This is a genomic window from Klebsiella sp. YJ (assembly GCF_002108615.1).
Taxonomy (GTDB): Bacteria; Pseudomonadota; Gammaproteobacteria; order Enterobacterales; family Enterobacteriaceae; genus Klebsiella; species Klebsiella planticola.
In genome coordinates this window covers 53135-70685 of the sequence record NZ_MTEG01000026.1, presented here as the reverse complement: position 1 = coordinate 70685, position 17551 = coordinate 53135, and the positions used below count along the sequence as shown (strand labels likewise).

Below are 17551 nucleotides of genomic sequence, written 5' to 3'. Positions count from 1 at the left end.
CCGTTACACCTTTTCCACGTTCACGAGGAAGGCTTTAAACTCCGGCGTTTGCGTGTTCGCATCGCCGACGAACGGCGTCAGCGTGTTGGCGATAAAGCCTTTCTTCGCCACCCCTTCATAGCCCCAGTGGATAGGAATACCGATCGTATCGATATCCTTACCGTCCACTTTCAGCGTGCGAATACGCTTGGTCACCACCGCCTTGGCTTTGATATAGCCGCGGTTGGAGGAGACGCGAACGGTATCGCCATGCGCGATGCCGAGCTTATTCGCCAGCTTCTCGCCGATTTCCACGAACTGTTCCGGCTGGGCGATGGCGTTGAGCAGCGCATGCTTGGTCCAGTAGTGGAAATGCTCGGTGAGACGGTAGGTGGTACCGACGTACGGGAACTTATCCGCTTTACCCATCTGTTCCAGGTCACCGCTAAAGACGCGGGCGGCCGGGTTAGAGACGACATTCGGGTGTAGCGGGTTGGTGCCCAGCGGCGTTTCAAACGGCTCATAGTGTTCCGGGAACGGACCTTCCGCCATCTTATCGAGAGCAAACAGGCGACCCATGCCTTCGGGCTGCATGATGAACGGCCCGACATCGCTGCCCGGTGCGGCGGCGCTGTAGTCCGGAATATCCATACCGGCCCATTTGGCGCCGTCCCATTTCAGAATCTGACGCTTCGGATCCCACGGTTTACCCTGCGGGTCCGCCGAGGCGCGGTTATACAGGATACGGCGGTTGAGCGGCCACGCCCAGGCCCAGCCCAGCGTATTACCCAGCCCTGACGGATCGGCGTTATCGCGGCGGGCCATCTGGTTGCCTTCCGGTGTCCAGCTCCCGGCGAAGATCCAGCAGCCGCTGGAGGTGGTGCCGTCATCGCGCAGCTGCGCAAAGGAGCTGAGCTGCTGGCCTTTCTTCACCACTACCGCGCCGGTGACCGGGTCGGTCAGATCCGCCAGCGCCTTACCGTTGCTCTCCATCGCCACTTCTTCCGAAGCCGGTTCGTGCGGCGTGGAGTAGTCCCACGTCATATTCAGCACCGGTTCTGGCGTCGGGCCGCCTTCTTCGGCGTACATTTTCCGCAGGCGTAAGAAGATACCGGCCAGAATTTCACCGTCGGTGGTCGCAATCCCCGGGGCGTCCGCGCCTTTCCAGTGCCACTGTAGCCAACGCCCGGAGTTGACGATAGAACCGTTCTCTTCGGCGAAGCAGGTGGAGGGCAGACGGAACACTTCGGTCTGGATTTTCGCCGGATCGACATCGTTCGACTCACCGTGGTTTTGCCAGAAGGTGGACGTTTCGGTGTTGAGCGGATCGATGGTCACCAGGAACTTCAGTTTCGACAGCGATTCGACCACCTTGTTTTTATTCGGGAATGAGGCCACCGGGTTAAAGCCCTGGCACAGATAGCCGTTCACTTTGCCCTGGTGCATCATCTCGAAGTATTGCAGGACGTCGTAGCCCTTATCCCACTTCGGCAGCCAGTCGAAGCCCCAGCTGTTTTCCGCCGTCGCTTTATCGCCAAAGAAGGCCTTCATCATTGATACGAAGAATTTCGGGTAGTTGCCCCAGTAGTTCACCTGATCTTTCAACAGTGGCTTCGGCGTGTTGGCGGTCAGGTAGGTTTGCAGGTCGGTCTGTTTCTCACTCGGAAGCGTCATATAACCCGGTAGGCTCTGCGACAGCAGCCCCAGGTCGGTCAGCCCCTGGATGTTGGAGTGACCGCGCAGGGCGTTCACGCCGCCACCGGCCATCCCCATGTTGCCGAGCAGCAGCTGGATCATCGCCATGGTACGGATGTTCTGCGCGCCGATAGAGTGCTGCGTCCAGCCGAGCGCGTAGAGGAATGACGCGGTTTTATCCGGTGCGCTGGTTTCGGCGATGTACTCGCAGACTTTCAGGAAGTCGGCCTTCGGCGTACCGCAGATGTTTTCCACGACGTCCGGGGTATAGCGGGAAACGTGCTGTTTCAGCAGGTTCCATACGCAGCGCGGATGTTGCAGGGAGGTATCGCGTTTGGCGAAGCCGTTTTCGTCCAGCTCATAGTTCCAGCTGGTCTTATCGTAGCTGCGTTTTTCCGCGTTATAGCCGCTGAACAACCCGTCGTCGAAGCTGTAATCCTCACGCACAATCAGGCTGGCGTTGGTATAGGCTTCGGTGTACTCGCGGTTGAATTTTTCGTTATTCAGCAGGTACAGGATAACGCCTGACAGGAAGGTAATGTCAGTCCCGGAACGAATCGGGGTATAGAAGTCGGCTACCGACGCGGTACGCGTAAAGCGTGGGTCGATAACAATCAGCTTCGCGCCGTTGTGAATTTTGGCTTCCATCGCCCAACGGAACCCTACCGGGTGCGCTTCAGCGGCATTACCGCCCATCACCACGATCAGGTTGGCGTTTTTGATGTCAACCCAGTGGTTGGTCATCGCACCGCGACCAAATGTTGGAGCAAGACTTGCTACCGTTGGTCCGTGTCAGACGCGCGCCTGGTTGTCGACCGCGAGCATACCGAGCGCGCGGGTGAATTTCTGCGTTAAATAGCCGGTTTCGTTACTGGAGGCTGAAGCGCACAGCATCCCGGTGGTCAACCAACGGTTGACGGTAGTGCCGGCGTCGTTTTTGGCGATAAAGTTGGCATCGCGGTCTTCTTTCATCAGCTTCGCGATGCGATCGAACGCTTCATCCCAGCTTATTTGCTGCCACTTGTCGGAGCCTGGCGCACGATATTCCGGGAATTTCAGACGACTTTCGGAATGGATAAAGTCGACCAGACCCGCCCCTTTCGGGCAGAGCGCACCACGGTTGACCGGATGGTCAGGGTCACCTTCGATATGAAAGATGGATGCTTTGGCGTTTTTCGCACCGTCGCCGAGGCTATACATTAACAGCCCACAACCGACAGAACAGTACGTACAGGTGTTACGGGTTTCACGGGTACGCAGCAGCTTATATTGCCGGGTTTCCGCGAGCGCGGCGCCTGGGGCAAAACCCAGCGCTGCAGCCGTTGTGCCTGCCATACCGCCAGCGCAGATCTTAAAGAACTGCCTTCTGCTGACCTGCATGGTTCACTCCTTGTATCGACATTGTCACATGTAGTTATTTACTTTGCGGTAAGCGCCGCAAAGGTTCAGAATTGGGGGGTGATCACCCTTTCACTTGAAGGGGTATGCAAAGAATACCACATTGTGTGTATGCCTGTTCCAATACGGTTAAGACAAAGTGAATAAGAACCCTCCCGAACAAATTGAAAATGTGACAAGCATCACAGGATGTCGTCAGGTCGCGCTCTGGAAGCGCGATGATTTGCAACATCCGCAGTCTGACGAATTAGCCGAAGAGGTTCCTGTGGCGCTGGTCTATAACGGTATCTCACACGTTGTCATGATGGCCTCTCCCAAGGATCTGCAACGATTTGCCGTCGGTTTCTCATTATCCGAAGGGATTATTGAAAACCGGCGCGAGATCTACGGGATGGAGGTGGTGCAGGCCTGCAACGGTCTGGAAGTGCAGATTGAACTTTCCAGCCGTCGTTTTATGGGGCTGAAAGAGCGCCGTCGCGCGCTGGCCGGGCGTACCGGCTGCGGCGTTTGCGGCGTTGAGCAGCTCAACGATATCGGCAAGCCGGTGCAACCTTTACCTTTCACGCAAACCTTTAGCCTGGGGAATCTCGATCGCGCGCTGGAGCAGCTTCGTGATGTTCAGCCGATTGGCCATATCACCGGCTGCACCCATGCGGCAGCGTGGCTGCGTCCGTCTGGTGAGCTGGCGGGCGGACACGAGGATGTCGGGCGTCACGTCGCGCTGGACAAACTGCTGGGGCGGCGCGTAGAAGAGGGCGATGACTGGCAATGCGGAGCGGCGTTAGTCTCCAGCCGCGCCAGCTACGAGATGGTGCAGAAGGCGGCAATGTGCGGGGTGGAAATTCTGTTTGCAGTTTCCGCCGCCACTGCACTGGCGGTGGAGGTCGCGGAACGTTGCAACCTGACGCTGGTGGGCTTTTGCCGCCCGGGCAGGGCGACGGTTTATACCCATCCGCAGCGGCTGATCGCAGGTTAAAAATAAGTCAATTTTTTTGAATGATGAGAGCAAATCCTTCCGCTTTTAGTTGTGGGTTGTGAGGTCTACTATTTATCACATCAAGGCAAAACGCCTTACCCAAACAACTTAATGAAGGATTTACATCATGAAAAGCATCAAAACTTTTGCTGCAGTTATCGCTCTTACCGCTTCCTTCGGTTCTTTCGCTGCACAGTCAGTGAGCGCAACCTCCTCTACAATGGACGGCGCGGAAGCGAAAATCGCCGCTCAGGCTCAGGCCGCCGGTGCTTCTTCTTACACCATCACCGAAGCCTTCACCGGTAACCGCGTGCATATGACGGCAGAACTGAATAAATAAAACCGGCACCACCGTCGAAAGAGCGCCTGCGGGCGCTTTTTTTGTTTTTGTGCTTTCATCATCGTGAAATCCCTCCACCCAACGCCTCCACTTCTCCTCAAAAAAATGTGGTGTTTATCACGTTTCTCTTCTTTGCTTTTGGCAACGAGGTTAAGCCTCTGGCAAGCAAAATGACGCGCTCTCCTCTCAATATTTAACCTAATGAATAATAACGTTATTTAAAAATAACTGTTAAGACGATCTCATCTTTTAAGTGAGATGTTCATCACAAAAAACACTCCATATTTATATCTGTCAATCGTTACAACGGATAAATTAATCATAATTATGTGATCTTGATTGCAAATCCAGGTCTTGAACTTAGGGATAAATGTGGGCAAGCAAATATGACGGTGGTGACCATGAAAATCGGTATTGTTATTAGCGGTGGCGATGTGTCTGGAATTAATAATTTCATTTTTCAGGTTGCGAAACTCGCGAGAGCGGAGATCACCATTTTTAATGGTGGAATACCTGGGCTGCTCGATAAAAATCACCAGGACATCGCCTGGCGGGATCTTGTCGATTTCTCTATTTGTTCACTGCCTGTTATTACGTCCGGCCGAACCACTCGCAAATTGCTGAGAAATGAGTATGAAACTATAGCCAGGAAAATTAAGTCACTGCGCCTTGATGTACTTATTATGGCCGGTGGTGATGGTAGCCTACAGTTCCTTAATACGCTTAGCGAATTTGATATTAACTGTTTCGGTGTCGGGATGACTATCGATAACGATGTATACGGTAGTGATTATACTATCGGATTTTCTACAGCCTGCGAACAAATTATCAAGGAGGTTTCTCGTTTAAGAAATACCGGCAGGGCATTACCTGGACGGGTGTTTATGGTTGAAATATTAGGAGGGTATTGTGGAGAGCTAACGCTGCAGTCAGCGATTAAAAGTAATGCCGATATTGCGCTGATCCCGGAAGCACAGATGTCATTAGAGGATCTGGCTGAGCGCGTCAGAGGCAAGCTTCGCGAGCAAAACAGCGTGGTGATACTTTGCTCTGAAGGTTACACCAGGGAGTATTCACCTGGGTTTCAAGGGGCTATCGATACGATGATCAAGCAGCTTGAGCCACGTATCGGTGTCCGCATCCGTAAAACCATCATCGGCTATGGACTGCGCAGCGGCGACCCGACCTGCGAAGAAATTTACCAGGGCACGATCATGGCGAATGAAGTTGTTCGCTGTATTCAGTCAGGAATGAAAAATAAAGCCATTATTATAAATTCAAGCAATAAACCTATTCCAATTGACTTAGTCAGTATGAAAAAACGTCTGGTAGATATCGAAGGACATCATTATAAACTTGCCAAACAACTCAATATTATTTGAGGAGACCCTACATGCTGAAAATTCTTTGCGTATGTGGCTGCGGCCTCGGTTCAAGCTTTGCCATCGAAATGACGGCGAAAGCAGTATTAAAGAAGCTGGAAATTCCTGCACATATTGAACATACCACCGTATCTGAAGCTGGAGCATTTAAATCTGACATTATTCTGACGCAAAAAACATTTGCCGACATATTAACTGCCGACGCTACTGAAGAGGAAATAAAACGAGTGGTGGTCCTCAACAAGCTGACGGATAAAGATGAAATTGAGCGAAAAATCGTCTCATTCCTGAAGGAGCGTAATCTGAAGGTGGCCGATCATGAATAGCTTTATCGAGTTTATTGTAAAAGATTTGCTCGGCCAGGCTTCGATATTAATCGCGTTTATTGCCATGCTGGGTCTGATCTTACAGAAGAAGTCAGTGGGTAAAACAGTAGAGGGGACATTTAAAACGCTGCTCGGGTTCTTAATTATGATGGCCGGCATTAATATTATTGTCGCCACCCTGAGCTTCCTTAACGATATCTTCACCCACGGTTTCGGGATGAAAGGATACATCACCGATGTCGCCGCTATCGCCGGTCTGGCGAATCGGGAGCTGGGTTCTGAAGTGGCGCTGACGCTGATGGTGATCTTTGCCGTTAACATTATTATCGCCCGCCTGACGCCGCTGAAATATATCTTCCTCACTGGGCAGGCGCTGCTGTGGATGGCGACGATTGGCACGGTGATTGGCTACAAAGCCGGGCTGACCGGGCTGCCGCTGATCCTGACCGGCGGTATCTTTGGCGGCGTCATGGCGGTACTGATGCCGGCATTAGCGCAGCCGGTGGTCAGACGCATTACCGATTCTGACGATGTGGCTCTCGGCCATTTTTGCACCATCGGATATTTAGTCCAGGCAGCGGTGGCCAAAGTGGTGGGTAAAGGCTCCCGTTCCACTGAAGATCTTGAACTGCCTGATAACTTCAAGTTTCTGCAGGATACCTATCTCGCCATGGCGGTGGTGATGGTCCCCATGTACCTGATTCCGGCGCTGGCGGCCGGACCAGAGTATATCGCCCAGTTTTCCGGCGGCGTGAACTACATGATGTATGCCTTTATGCAGTCTGTTCAGTTTGTGGCAGGGGTCTTTGTCCTCTACAGCGGCGTGCGCTTATTACTGAATGAACTGGTCCCGGCTTTTCGCGGTATTGCCATGCGTATTGTTCCGGATGCGAAACCAGCGCTGGACTGCCCCGTACTGTTCCCTTATGCCCCGAACGCGGTCATCGTGGGATTCCTGGCGACTACCGTGGGTTCGATCATCGGCATGTTGGTCTTCCCGATGTTTGGTCTGGCGATGATCCTCCCGGGACTGTTAACCAACTTCTTTGCCGGCGGTACGGCGGGCGTCTTTGGTAATGCGCTGGGGGGGCGTCGCGGGGCAATGATTGGCGGCGTGGTTCACGGTCTGTTTATTACTTTCCTGCCTGCCATTCTGGTACCGATGCTTGAAAGCTACGGTTTTACCGGCGTCACATTCAGTGATTCAGATGTCATTAGTTCAGGGCTGGTATTAGGCCATGCCTTGCAGAATAACTGGTTATTTGTCGCCTTGTTTATTGTTTTTGTCGCCGCACTGGCATGGTTCGTAAACGGTACATCATCTAAGCCTAAAGGGGAAAATATTCATGAGTCTGTATAATTTCAACGATATTCTGAAAGTCGCCCAGCAAAGAAATTACAAAGCTATTGGCTCATTTAATTTGCACTGTATTGAAATGCTACCGGCTTTTTTTAAAGCTGCGCAAAAGAGCAATAGCCCTTTAATGATTCAAATCTCGACCGGTACGGCGGAATATCTTGGCTATCGTTTACTGGTGGATGCCGTCCGCTCACTGGCGGAAAGTGAAAATGTGCCAACCTGTCTGCATCTGGATCACTGTTCTGATATTAGTGCGATTGAAACGGCCATGAATGCCGGATTTTCATCGGTTATGTATGACGGTTCACACCTGGGGCTCGAAGAAAATATCGGCAATACGCGGATTGTGGTGGAAATGGCGCGGCCGCGGAATATCACCGTTGAAGGGGAGCTGGGCGCCATCGGGGGTTCAGAAGATGGTAAAGCCGTTGCCGCAGAGGATATCTGTTTTACCACCGTCGAAGACGCCACGCGCTTTGTAAATGAGACCCAGGTTGACATGCTGGCTGTATCCGTCGGCACGGTGCACGGCCTTTATACCGGAAAGGCGCAGATCCAGCATCAGCGCCTGAAGGAGATTAGCCGGGCTACGGGCGTTCCGCTGGTGCTGCACGGCGGTACCGGCGTCAGTGATGAGGATATGCGTAAAGCGGTGACTGAAGGGATTAATAAGGTCAATGTGGGCACAGAAATGAACGTGCAGTGGGTTGACCAATGTAAAACCACTTTTGAAAAAGGCAAGGTTAATGACAGCGTGCGTAAGTTTTTAATTCCCGCCAATAATGCGGTCACGCAGGTGCTGATGGAAAAAATGGAATTATTTAAATAGTCCAACCGCAATAATAGATTGTTATTACCAGGTTAGCCCTGCACCCGTCAGGGCGGGAGAAGATTATGTTTCAATCACTGAAAGCGTTGTGGAAAAAAGAGAATCATCCGCCGCAGGATTATGATCGGCTGTCCCGTGAGCTGGCTGAGGAAATAAAGACGCTGGAAAATGAACTGCAGGGCGAGCCTGGCAATGGTGAAATCCAGAAGGCATTGATGCTGAAGTATAACAGGGCGCTATCGGTGTATGCTAAAAGCAAAATACATCGTCAGGATATCGACGCACTATTTATTCGTATTGATGAGTTACGCAATATTATTCGCCGTAATATCTAGGGAGGCGTAATGACCATAAAAGATTTGCTGATTGAGGCCGATGCGATTCAGGTCGGCGTGATGGAGTCTGACTGGCGCAAGGTGATTGAGCTTGCCGCCAGTCCCCTGGTGGCGAACGGGTATATCTCTGAGAGTTATAGTAAAGCGGTTATTGATAATACTCTCAATCATGGAGCTTATTACGTATTCGAAGAGGGGATTGCCATTCCCCATGCCAGACCGGAGTGCGGGGTGAAGCGAAACTGCTTCAGTCTGGTGGTATTAGATAAACCGATTCAATTTGCCGGAAGCGACAGGGCGGATATCGTCATTATGTTCGGCGCTCAGGATAGTAATGCGCATATTGAAGAGGGAATTCGGGCGATTGTTGCGCTGCTGGACAATAACGAAACCATGGCCAGGCTTCGCGCCGCCAGTACCAGAGAAGAGGTGATTGCGTTGTTATGAACAGACATCTCACTGCAGGCTGTAAAACCGTGATCTTAATTAACGGCATCCCCGCTTCGGGAAAGAGCACGATAACCCAGGCGCTATCGCAAACCTTTGGCCTGCCGCTCCTGACCATCGATGAGATTAAAGAGCCGTTTATGGCGTGCTTTACCGACATCGATCGGCCTTTTAACCGTCAGTTGGGATGCGCGGCCTACGAGGTTATCTGGTCGATCATCGGGAATTCGCCAGCCAACGTTATCTGGTTAATCGACGCCTGGTTCGGTTTCCAGCCCCGGGAAACTCTGCAGCGGTTGCTGCATCAGGCGGGGGTTGAGAAAGTGGTTGAGATCTGGAATCAAATCTCCCCTGAGCTTGCCGTGTCACGCTATGCCACGCGCCTGCAGGAGCGCCGCGCGGGCCACCCCGGAGAAGAATATCTGCCGGAACTTGCCCTGCTGGCTGAACGGGCTGAGCCGATGCGATTTGGCCCGGTCTTCACGGTGGATCAACAGCAACCGCTGGATATTGTCAGGCTATCGGCGTGGATTAAGCAGACGCTAGGTTGACGGAGCGTCTGATTGCCGGATAGCGCTTACGCCTGTCCGGCCTACGAAAGTCCGGCCAGACGCAGCAGCGCCGTGACCACCGCCGCCGAAATAATCACCACGATCAGCGGCATCTTGCGCCAGGCAAGAAAAACGGCGAAACCGACGCCCAGCACTCGTGCCATGCCAGCAAAATGTTCACCTTCATAAAAGGTGGTCGCCAGGGCCACAGAAAACAGCAACACCGTTGCCGCATCGGAAAGCAGCGCCTGAGATCGTTCAGAAAGCGCTAAACGACTGCCGAGCTTCGCCCCGCCCAGGCGCATCAAATAGGTTCCTGCCGATAAAATCGCCATGCCGACGATGAACAGCGTGATATCAGCCATTATTTTTTCCTCGTCATCAAACCAAACAGAGAGAGCAGCACCGGCAAACCCACCGGAGCGAAGGGAACGGTGGCAAGGGATAGCGCCGCGCCGCTGCAGGCGCGAATTAAGGTGGTGCGATTCTTAAACGCCGGAATGACCAGCGCCAGCAAAATAGCCGGGAATACCGCATCCAGACCAATGGTTTCCGGGTCGGGTAACAGCTTGCCGACCATGGCGCCGAGCAGTGCCCCGGCGGGCCAGATCATCGCCACGCCGAGGCCACACAGCCAGTAGGCGGCTTTACGCTGTTCCGGCGTTTTTTGCGAGAGCCCGAACACCACGCTCTCATCATTCATAATATGGCAACCCAGCAGGCTGACGCCGCGTTTGCCGACCAGGTCGCGCACCGTGACGCCGAACGGAATATGACGGGCGTTGACCAGCAGGCCTGCCGCCGCAGCGGCTAGCGGGTTCCCGCCGCTGGCGATAATGCCGATAAACATAAATTCTGAGGCGCCTGCCAGTACCGAAAGGGAGAGCGCAAACGGAACCCAGACCGGGAAGCCATAGGCTATCGCCAGCGAACCGTAGGACATGCCGACGATGCCGACTGCCAGGCACACTAACGCTATCGCTTTGATAGTGTCTGCTTTGAGACAGGAGAGGTGCTGCTTCATACTATTTAGCCATATCGAACGAATTTCCATTATAATGAACGCATCAGTATCGATTTTCAAGACGAACGAATCGTTCGATATAAAAAACGTGGAGCCGTGTATGACACAGCCAATTAGCCTGATTGCCAAAAGTCTGGTACGTGAACGTGCACGTACCGGGCTGTCGCTGGCGGAAGTGGCGCGCCGGGCGGGTATTGCTAAATCAACGTTATCGCAGCTGGAATCGGGCAACGGTAATCCTAGCCTGGAGACCCTGTGGGCCCTCTGCGTCGCGCTGGATATCCCTTTTGCGCAGCTGCTGGAGCCGCAGGCGCAAAAGACACAGGTATTGCGTCGCGGAGAAGGAACCAAAGTGGTGGCCGAACAGGCCCATTACCAGGCTATTTTGCTGGCGAGTTGTCCGCCGGGTGCGCGCCGCGATATCTATTTATTACTGACGCAGCCAGGCGCTGACCGAATTTCTCACCCCCATCCACCGGGTTCGGTTGAGCATATTATTATTACTCAGGGGCGCGCGCGGGTCGGGTTGACCGAAGCGCCGGAAGAGCTAGGTGAAGGGGATTACATCTGCTATCCGGCGGATCAGGAACATGTTTTCCAGGCGCTGGAACCGGATACCCAGGCGATACTGGTTGCTGAACAAAACTAACGGGATGGCGAGGACACAGGCGCCGTCGCTGTTGCTGGACGCCATCTCCGTATTGCGGGAAACTAGCCGCATTCTCCGCGAAGACAGGGATACATATGTCGCTGAAAGCCATTGCTAAAGAACTTGGGATCTCGGTCACCACCGTCAGCCGGGCATTAAACGGCTATGATGACGTGTCGCAGGAGACGCGAGCCCGCGTCGAGGCAGAAGCGAAACGCCGCGGCTATCGGCCCAATACCTTTGCCAGGCGTCTTAAAATGGGCAAAATCGATGCCGTGGGTCTGGTGTTCCCCGTACGTCCGGCTCCGCTGAATAACACGGTGTTTCTCGAGATGGTCGGGGAGATTAGCCATGAGCTGGCGCGTTATGAAATTGATTTGCTGCTGATCGCGGATGATGAGCAGGCGGATAAACATGGCTATATGCGCATGGTGCAAAGCCGGCGAGTCGATGCGCTGATCGTGGCGCACACGCTCGATGACGATCCGCGTCTGACGCAGTTGCTCTCCTCCGGGTTCCCGTTCCTCGCTCTTGGTCGCAGCCGCCTGCCGCAGCCCTACGCCTGGTTTGATTTCGATAATTATGCCGGGACGTATCGCGCGACCCGCCACTTAATCAGCCAGGGCCATCGGCGCATCGCCCTGCTGGGGGAAAACAACAGCCAGGCGTTTATCATTCAGCGGCGTAACGGCTACCTGGACGCCTTGCGTGAAGCGGGTCTGTCCGATAGCTGGCTGCGTAGCGTGTCGCCCACCCGACGCGGCGGATACCAGGCTACGCTGGAGCTATTGCGCCTGCCGGAGCCGCCGACGGCGATCGTCACTGACTGCAATACCCACGGCGACGGCGCGGCGATGGCGCTCTCGCAGCTGGGTCGCCTGACCGGCGATAGCCGCGTGTCATTAGTGGTTTATGACGGATTGCCGCAGGACAGCATTATCGATACTCCGGTCGCTGCGGTGGTTCAGTCCACCCGTCAGGGCGTCGGCCGGCAGATTGCAGAGATGGTCCGGCGGCTGATCGCCGGTGACGATCTCTCCTCTTTACAGGTGCTCTGGCAACCTGAATTCATCCCTGGCGAAACCGCCTGATCGTCTTTCTACAACGCTAATTTCTGCACTCGATCACGGATCCGAAACGTTTTGGTTGTTACCCGAAACGTTTCGGATCAACAGTAAGACATTCCTTGTTGTGGAGATGTCTGATGTCTGATTCGATTTTACGTCTGCAAAGCGCCACGGTTGATGTGGTGATCAAAACCCAGCCGTTCGCCGAAATTATCTACTGGGGGCCGCATTTAGCGCACTTTTCGCCGCAGGATGCTGACACACTTGCTCGCCCGATCGCCAACGGTCGCCTTGATGTTGACTCGCCGGTCACCTTGATGGCCGAGCTGGGCCACGGGTTGTTCGGCGCGCCGGGAATTGAAGGGCATCGTCAGGGCCTGGATGGTTCGCCGGTCTTTGTGACTACCGGGATTTTCCACGAGGGGCAGCGCTTAACGCTGACCAGCGAAGACAAGCAGGCCGGTCTGCGTCTGGATAGCGAGATTGAGCTCGATAGCAGCGGCGTCCTGCGCGTCCGACATGGCTTAACCAATCTTCGCTCGCAGCCCTGGCAGGTCGATCGCCTGGCCGTGACGCTCCCGGTTGCCGAACGTGCCCGCGAAGTTATGGCGTTCCACGGCCGCTGGATTCGCGAATTTCAGCCGCATCGTCTGACCCTTGAGCACGACAGTTTTGTGCTGGAAAATCGCCGCGGACGCACCTCCCATGAACATTTTCCGGCGTTGATTACCGGTAGCCCGGCGTTTTGCGAAATGGAGGGAGAGGTCTGGGGCGTGCATCTGGGCTGGAGCGGTAACCACCGTCTGCGGGCGGAGGTGAAAACCGACGGCCGCCGCTACCTGCAGGCGGAAGCCTTGTATCTGCCGGGCGAAATGGCGCTCGCGGAAGGGGAAACGCTGTGGACACCCAGCCTCTATGCCAGCTATTCCGCTCAGGGGCTGAACGGTATGAGCCAGCAGTTCCACCGCTATCTGCGTGAGCAGATCATTCGTTTTCCGGACAATAAGCCGCGACCGGTGCATCTCAATACCTGGGAAGGGATTTACTTCGACCATGATCCGCAATACATCATGCGCATGGCGGATGAGGCGGCGGCGCTGGGCGTCGAGCGATTTATCATTGACGACGGCTGGTTTAAAGGGCGCAACGACGACTGGGCGGCGCTCGGCGACTGGTATCTCGATGAGAAGAAGTATCCCAATGGTCTGACGCCGGTGATTGAGCATGTGAAGTCGCTGGGCATGGAGTTTGGCATCTGGGTTGAACCGGAAATGATTAACCCGAACTCCGATTTATATCGCGCGCATCCTGACTGGGTGCTGGCGCTGCCGGGCTATAAGGCGCCGACCGGACGTCATCAGTATGTTCTGAACCTGAATATCCCTCAGGCGTTCGATTATCTGCTGGAGCGGATGAGCTGGCTGCTGGGCGAACATGCGGTTGATTACGTGAAGTGGGATATGAACCGCGAGCTGGTGCAGCCGGCGCATAACGGCAAAGCGGCGGCCGACGCGCAAACCCGTCAGTTTTATCGCCTGCTGGATACCTTAGTGGCCCGCTTCCCGCAGATCGAGTTTGAATCCTGTTCTTCCGGCGGCGGACGCATTGATTACGAGGTGCTTAAACGCAGCCACCGCTTCTGGGCTTCAGACAATAACGATGCGCTGGAGCGTAATACCATCCAGCGCGGCATGAGCTATTTCTTCCCGCCGGAAGTGATGGGGGCCCATATCGGCAACCGTCACTGTCACGCCACCTTCCGCCAGCACAGTATCGCTTTTCGCGGCCTGACCGCGTTGTTTGGTCATATGGGGCTGGAGCTGGATCCGGTGAGCGCCGATGAACAGGAGCGTGCCGGCTACCGCAAGTATGCGGCGCTGCATAAGCAGTGGCGCGACGTGATTCACCATGGCGTGCAGTGGCGGCTGGATATGCCGGACACTACTACCCTCGCACACGGCGTGGTCAGCGAAGATAAGGGGCAGGCGCTGTTTCTGGTGAGCCAACTGGCGATGCCGGATTACAGCCTGATGGCGCCGCTGCGCATCGCGGGCCTGGAGGCGGGGGCGCGGTATCACATTACGCTCCTTGATCACCCGAATATTCAGATAACGGGGGAGGGCGGTCACACCATGCGCAAGCTGCCGGCGTGGATGACCTCACCGCAGACGGTAAGCGGCGAGTGGTTGCAACAGGCGGGACTGGCGCTGCCGATTCTCGACCCGGAAAGCGCCATTTTGATTGGTCTGCAACGCGTGTGATGGCAATGGGCCGCCCGGCGGCCCTTATTGAGGAATATAAAAATGAACCCGACCGCCTGTACCCATAAAAACAACCCTAACTTCTGGATTTTCGGGCTGTTCTTCTTTCTCTACTTTTTCATCATGGCCACCTGTTTTCCGTTTCTGCCGATCTGGCTATCGGACGTTATCGGACTGAACAAAACCGAGACCGGTATTGTGTTTTCCAGCCTGTCTCTGTTTGCGATCTGTTTTCAGCCGGTGCTGGGCGTTATCTCGGATAAGCTGGGGCTAAAGAAGCATCTGATGTGGGTCGTCTCCGTCCTGCTGGTGCTGATTGCGCCGTTCTTCCTCTACGTGTTTGCTCCGTTATTGAAAACCAATATCTGGGTCGGTGCGTTAAGCGGCGGTGCCTATATCGGCTTTGTGTTTTCCGCGGGCGCCGGGGCGATGGAGGCGTACATCGAGCGCGTCAGCCGGAATAGCGGGTTTGAGTATGGCAAAGCGCGTACCTTCGGTTGCCTGGGATGGGCGCTGTGCGCGACCACGGCAGGCATGTTGTTTAGCGTCAACCCGGAATGGGTTTTCTGGATGGGATCGGTCGCGGCCTTGCTGCTGCTGGTACTGGTGGCGATAGCTAAGCCGCAGGCCAGTCAGGCGACCCAGGTGCTGGGCTCCCTGGGGGCCAATCGTTCCGCTGTGGATTTGAAAACCGCGGTGCGCATGTTCCGCCAGCGCAAAATGTGGATGTTTATTTTGTATGTGGTTGGCGTGGCCTGTGTCTATGACGTGTTCGATCAGCAGTTCGCCACCTTCTTTAAATCCTTCTTTACCACCCCGGAGGCAGGCACGAGGGCGTTTGGTTTTGCCACCACTGCCGGGGAGATCTGCAATGCTATTATCATGTTCTGCTCACCATGGATTATTAACCGTATCGGCGCCAAAAATACCTTGTTGATTGCCGGGATGGTGATGGCGGCAAGGATGATCGGTTCATCGTTTGCCACGACGGCCGCTGAAGTGGTGGCGCTGAAAATGCTCCATGCGCTCGAGGTTCCGTTCCTGCTGGTGGGGGCATTTAAATACATCACCGGCGTCTTCGATACTCGCCTGTCGGCGACGATCTACCTGGTCGGTTTTCAGTTTGCCAAACAGGTGGCGGCGATTTTCCTCTCCGCGTTTGCCGGCAACATGTATGACCGGATTGGCTTCCAGGACACCTATATGATCCTTGGCGGAATAGCGCTGGTGGTCACGCTTATCTCGGCTATCACATTATCAGGTAAAGCCCCCCAGGGTAGCGTAGAGGGCAAGGCGATGACGACCTGATCGTGCAGTTAGCCATAACCCGGCGTGGCCGAGCGCCAGGCACGACGCCGCAGTGACCCGCGGCGTCGTTTTTTATACCCGGTTTCCGGGCGATTCAAGCGAGATAAAACACCTCTTTGAGCTCCGCGCTCACCGGGCTGTTGTCCGGATTGGCAGGCATCACATCGCGCATATGTTGCCACCAGCGCTGGCAGACATCGGTACTGGCGACCGCATTCCACCGCTCCTCAGATTCAATTTCCACCGTGGCGAACAGCAGATTGCGCTCTTTATCGAGATAAATCGCGTAGCGATGCGCGCCCTGTGCTTTGAGTACCGCCTCCAGCTCCGGCCAAATGGGATTATGGCGACGCTGGTACTCCTCATGCGCGTCGGGATTGACCTGCATGACAAAGGCTTTGCGGATCATAAGGCCTCCAGATAGAGCTCACGGACCTCATCGCGGCTGGCGCTGCGCGGGTTGCATGGCGCGCAGGGGTCAGCCAGCGCCTTATCCAGCCAGCCTTCGATATCGGCTTTGGTGACGCCAAGCTGGCTGAAACCTTGCGGGATTCCGACCCGTTTGCTCAGTGCGCGAATCGCGTTGATGGCTTCTGTGCTGGCGGCTTCATCGCTCAAACCGTGGGTGTCCACGCCCATGGCCTGCGCCACGCGGGCAAAGCGAGCGATGGCGTTCGGGCGGTTAAAATTTTCGATGATCGGCAGCAGGATAGCATTGCATACGCCATGCGGCAGATTGTGGGTGGCGCCTGGCTGATGCGCCAGCGCATGGACCAACCCCAGTCCGGCGCTGTTAAATGCCATGCCCGCCAGATACTGGCCGAATGCCATTTGTTCGCGCGCCTCGAGGTTATGCCCGTCCTCAACGGCCTTCGGTAGCCACCGGGATATCAGGCGGATGGCCTCCAGCGCGTTAGCGTCGGTAAGCGGATGGGCGCCGACGGAAACAAACGCTTCGATGGCGTGGGTCAGAGCGTCCATCCCGGTTGCGGCGGTGATGGATGGCGGAATATCCAGCATTACGCTGGCGTCATCCACCGCAATATCCGGAATAATATTCGGATCGATAATCACCTCTTTGACCTGACGCCCGGAGTCGATAATCACAGCGTTGCTGGTCATCTCTGCCGCGGTACCGGCCGTCGTGTTAATCGCCACCAGCGGTACGCCGGCATTTTTCACCTTGCCGACGCCGGAGTAAGCGGTGGAAGGCGCCGGGTTAGCGGTGAGGATTTTTACCGCTTTGGCGGTATCGATTGGGCTGCCGCCGCCAAAGGCGATGAGGTAATCGCACCCGGCCTCCCGATACGCCGCATAGCCTTGTTGTACCAGCGCCTCGGTGGGATTGGGAAAGACCTCGTCAAACAGATGATAAGACAGCTGCTGCTCATCCAGCGCGGCGAACAGGCTGTCCAGCAACCCGAGCTTGACCAACTGGCCATCGGTGACGATCAGCGCTTTGCCCCACTGTTTATTCGCCACCAGCTTGACCATATCACCGATAGCGCCCGCGCCGTGGAGGCTGATTTTGGGAAGTGCCAACATAAAACTCATCATAATTCTCCTTAATTACCGTGATTTTTATGCCCGGCGGCGCTGCGCTTGCGTGGGCCTGTTCTCTTGT

The 17551-nt window shown here is 55.0% G+C and carries 18 protein-coding genes; 13 read left to right on the top strand and 5 right to left on the bottom strand.

What is annotated here, in order from left to right; translation table 11 throughout:
- Positions 1 to 3 precede the first annotated feature (3 nt).
- Complete coding sequence (gene fdnG, locus BV390_RS23435; protein WP_094898567.1) at positions 4 to 3054, bottom strand: formate dehydrogenase-N subunit alpha; 3051 nt, start codon at positions 3052 to 3054, stop codon at positions 4 to 6.
- 157 nt (positions 3055 to 3211) lie between these two features.
- Here fdnG and fdhD point away from each other — a divergent pair, with 157 nt between their 5' ends.
- The 9 genes from fdhD (at position 3212) to BV390_RS23385 (ending at position 9618) form a co-directional block, all read left to right on the top strand.
- Positions 3212 to 4048, top strand: a complete 837-nt coding sequence (gene fdhD / locus BV390_RS23425; RefSeq protein ID WP_032690122.1) for a formate dehydrogenase accessory sulfurtransferase FdhD — start codon at positions 3212 to 3214, stop codon at positions 4046 to 4048.
- A gap of 127 nt (positions 4049 to 4175) precedes the next feature.
- On the top strand, positions 4176 to 4388 hold the full coding sequence (locus tag BV390_RS23420; RefSeq protein ID WP_032690121.1) for a YdgH/BhsA/McbA-like domain containing protein: 213 nt from the start codon (positions 4176 to 4178) through the stop codon (positions 4386 to 4388).
- Positions 4389 to 4789: 401 nt separating this feature from the next.
- Positions 4790 to 5770 (top strand): 6-phosphofructokinase, encoded by a 981-nt coding sequence (locus BV390_RS23415; RefSeq protein ID WP_085397416.1) that lies wholly within the window; start codon positions 4790 to 4792, stop codon positions 5768 to 5770.
- 11 nt (positions 5771 to 5781) lie between these two features.
- A complete protein-coding gene (locus BV390_RS23410) occupies positions 5782 to 6096 on the top strand; it encodes a PTS sugar transporter subunit IIB (protein ID WP_032690119.1) in 315 nt (104 codons plus the stop codon).
- Complete coding sequence (locus BV390_RS23405; protein WP_032690118.1) at positions 6089 to 7456, top strand: PTS sugar transporter subunit IIC; 1368 nt, start codon at positions 6089 to 6091, stop codon at positions 7454 to 7456. Before BV390_RS23410 ends, BV390_RS23405 begins: the two co-directional genes overlap by 8 nt.
- On the top strand, positions 7443 to 8285 hold the full coding sequence (locus BV390_RS23400) for a class II fructose-bisphosphate aldolase (RefSeq protein WP_032696659.1): 843 nt from the start codon (positions 7443 to 7445) through the stop codon (positions 8283 to 8285). The genes BV390_RS23405 and BV390_RS23400 overlap by 14 nt, the downstream gene beginning before the upstream one ends.
- Positions 8286 to 8350: 65 nt before the next feature.
- Positions 8351 to 8620, top strand: coding sequence for a hypothetical protein (locus BV390_RS23395; RefSeq protein ID WP_004869323.1), 270 nt, complete (start codon positions 8351 to 8353; stop codon positions 8618 to 8620).
- 9 nt (positions 8621 to 8629) lie between these two features.
- Complete coding sequence (locus BV390_RS23390; RefSeq protein ID WP_032690117.1) at positions 8630 to 9067, top strand: PTS sugar transporter subunit IIA; 438 nt, start codon at positions 8630 to 8632, stop codon at positions 9065 to 9067.
- Positions 9064 to 9618, top strand: coding sequence for a P-loop nucleotide/nucleoside kinase family protein (locus BV390_RS23385; protein WP_032690116.1), 555 nt, complete (start codon positions 9064 to 9066; stop codon positions 9616 to 9618). The genes BV390_RS23390 and BV390_RS23385 overlap by 4 nt, the downstream gene beginning before the upstream one ends.
- A gap of 41 nt (positions 9619 to 9659) precedes the next feature.
- Here BV390_RS23385 and BV390_RS23380 read toward each other — a convergent pair whose 3' ends face one another.
- Entirely contained in the window at positions 9660 to 9983 is a 324-nt protein-coding gene (locus BV390_RS23380) for an AzlD domain-containing protein (RefSeq protein ID WP_032690115.1), read from the bottom strand.
- A complete protein-coding gene (locus BV390_RS23375; RefSeq protein WP_032690114.1) occupies positions 9983 to 10642 on the bottom strand; it encodes an AzlC family ABC transporter permease in 660 nt (219 codons plus the stop codon). The genes BV390_RS23380 and BV390_RS23375 overlap by 1 nt, the downstream gene beginning before the upstream one ends.
- Before the next feature lie 100 nt (positions 10643 to 10742).
- Between BV390_RS23375 and BV390_RS23370 the strand changes: the two genes are divergently transcribed.
- The 4 genes from BV390_RS23370 to BV390_RS23355 all read left to right on the top strand — a co-directional run bounded on the left by BV390_RS23370 (position 10743) and on the right by BV390_RS23355 (position 15927).
- A complete protein-coding gene (locus tag BV390_RS23370; RefSeq protein ID WP_032690113.1) occupies positions 10743 to 11291 on the top strand; it encodes a helix-turn-helix domain-containing protein in 549 nt (182 codons plus the stop codon).
- A gap of 95 nt (positions 11292 to 11386) precedes the next feature.
- Complete coding sequence (locus BV390_RS23365) at positions 11387 to 12382, top strand: substrate-binding domain-containing protein (protein ID WP_032690112.1); 996 nt, start codon at positions 11387 to 11389, stop codon at positions 12380 to 12382.
- 113 nt (positions 12383 to 12495) lie between these two features.
- Positions 12496 to 14619, top strand: coding sequence for an alpha-galactosidase (locus tag BV390_RS23360; RefSeq protein WP_032690111.1), 2124 nt, complete (start codon positions 12496 to 12498; stop codon positions 14617 to 14619).
- Positions 14620 to 14661: 42 nt separating this feature from the next.
- The gene (locus BV390_RS23355) at positions 14662 to 15927 is read left to right on the top strand and encodes an MFS transporter (RefSeq protein WP_032696650.1); all 1266 of its coding nucleotides are present in this window, start codon (positions 14662 to 14664) and stop codon (positions 15925 to 15927) included.
- Positions 15928 to 16021: 94 nt separating this feature from the next.
- On the opposite strand, the gene rhaM is transcribed toward BV390_RS23355, so the two are convergent.
- Both rhaM and fucO read right to left on the bottom strand, forming a co-directional pair.
- Positions 16022 to 16336, bottom strand: coding sequence for an L-rhamnose mutarotase (gene rhaM, locus BV390_RS23350; RefSeq protein WP_032690106.1), 315 nt, complete (start codon positions 16334 to 16336; stop codon positions 16022 to 16024).
- The gene (gene fucO, locus BV390_RS23345) at positions 16333 to 17481 is read right to left on the bottom strand and encodes a lactaldehyde reductase (RefSeq protein ID WP_032696649.1); all 1149 of its coding nucleotides are present in this window, start codon (positions 17479 to 17481) and stop codon (positions 16333 to 16335) included. Before fucO ends, rhaM begins: the two co-directional genes overlap by 4 nt.
- Between the last annotated feature and the right edge of the window lie 70 nt (positions 17482 to 17551).

Excerpts from the sequence above, each read along its gene's own strand:
- BV390_RS23420 (WP_032690121.1), top strand. The coding sequence starts at position 4,176 with ATGAAAAGCATCAAAACTTTTGCTGCAGTTATCGCTCTTACCGCTTCC.
- BV390_RS23415 (WP_085397416.1), top strand. The coding sequence starts at position 4,790 with ATGAAAATCGGTATTGTTATTAGCGGTGGCGATGTGTCTGGAATTAAT.
- BV390_RS23410 (WP_032690119.1), top strand. The coding sequence starts at position 5,782 with ATGCTGAAAATTCTTTGCGTATGTGGCTGCGGCCTCGGTTCAAGCTTT.
- BV390_RS23405 (WP_032690118.1), top strand. The coding sequence starts at position 6,089 with ATGAATAGCTTTATCGAGTTTATTGTAAAAGATTTGCTCGGCCAGGCT.
- BV390_RS23400 (WP_032696659.1), top strand. The coding sequence starts at position 7,443 with ATGAGTCTGTATAATTTCAACGATATTCTGAAAGTCGCCCAGCAAAGA.
- BV390_RS23395 (WP_004869323.1), top strand. The coding sequence starts at position 8,351 with ATGTTTCAATCACTGAAAGCGTTGTGGAAAAAAGAGAATCATCCGCCG.
- BV390_RS23390 (WP_032690117.1), top strand. The coding sequence starts at position 8,630 with ATGACCATAAAAGATTTGCTGATTGAGGCCGATGCGATTCAGGTCGGC.
- BV390_RS23385 (WP_032690116.1), top strand. The coding sequence starts at position 9,064 with ATGAACAGACATCTCACTGCAGGCTGTAAAACCGTGATCTTAATTAAC.
- BV390_RS23380 (WP_032690115.1), bottom strand. The coding sequence starts at position 9,983 with ATGGCTGATATCACGCTGTTCATCGTCGGCATGGCGATTTTATCGGCA.
- BV390_RS23375 (WP_032690114.1), bottom strand. The coding sequence starts at position 10,642 with ATGAAGCAGCACCTCTCCTGTCTCAAAGCAGACACTATCAAAGCGATA.
- BV390_RS23370 (WP_032690113.1), top strand. The coding sequence starts at position 10,743 with ATGACACAGCCAATTAGCCTGATTGCCAAAAGTCTGGTACGTGAACGT.
- BV390_RS23365 (WP_032690112.1), top strand. The coding sequence starts at position 11,387 with ATGTCGCTGAAAGCCATTGCTAAAGAACTTGGGATCTCGGTCACCACC.
- BV390_RS23360 (WP_032690111.1), top strand. The coding sequence starts at position 12,496 with ATGTCTGATTCGATTTTACGTCTGCAAAGCGCCACGGTTGATGTGGTG.
- BV390_RS23355 (WP_032696650.1), top strand. The coding sequence starts at position 14,662 with ATGAACCCGACCGCCTGTACCCATAAAAACAACCCTAACTTCTGGATT.
- rhaM (WP_032690106.1), bottom strand. The coding sequence starts at position 16,336 with ATGATCCGCAAAGCCTTTGTCATGCAGGTCAATCCCGACGCGCATGAG.
- fucO (WP_032696649.1), bottom strand. The coding sequence starts at position 17,481 with ATGAGTTTTATGTTGGCACTTCCCAAAATCAGCCTCCACGGCGCGGGC.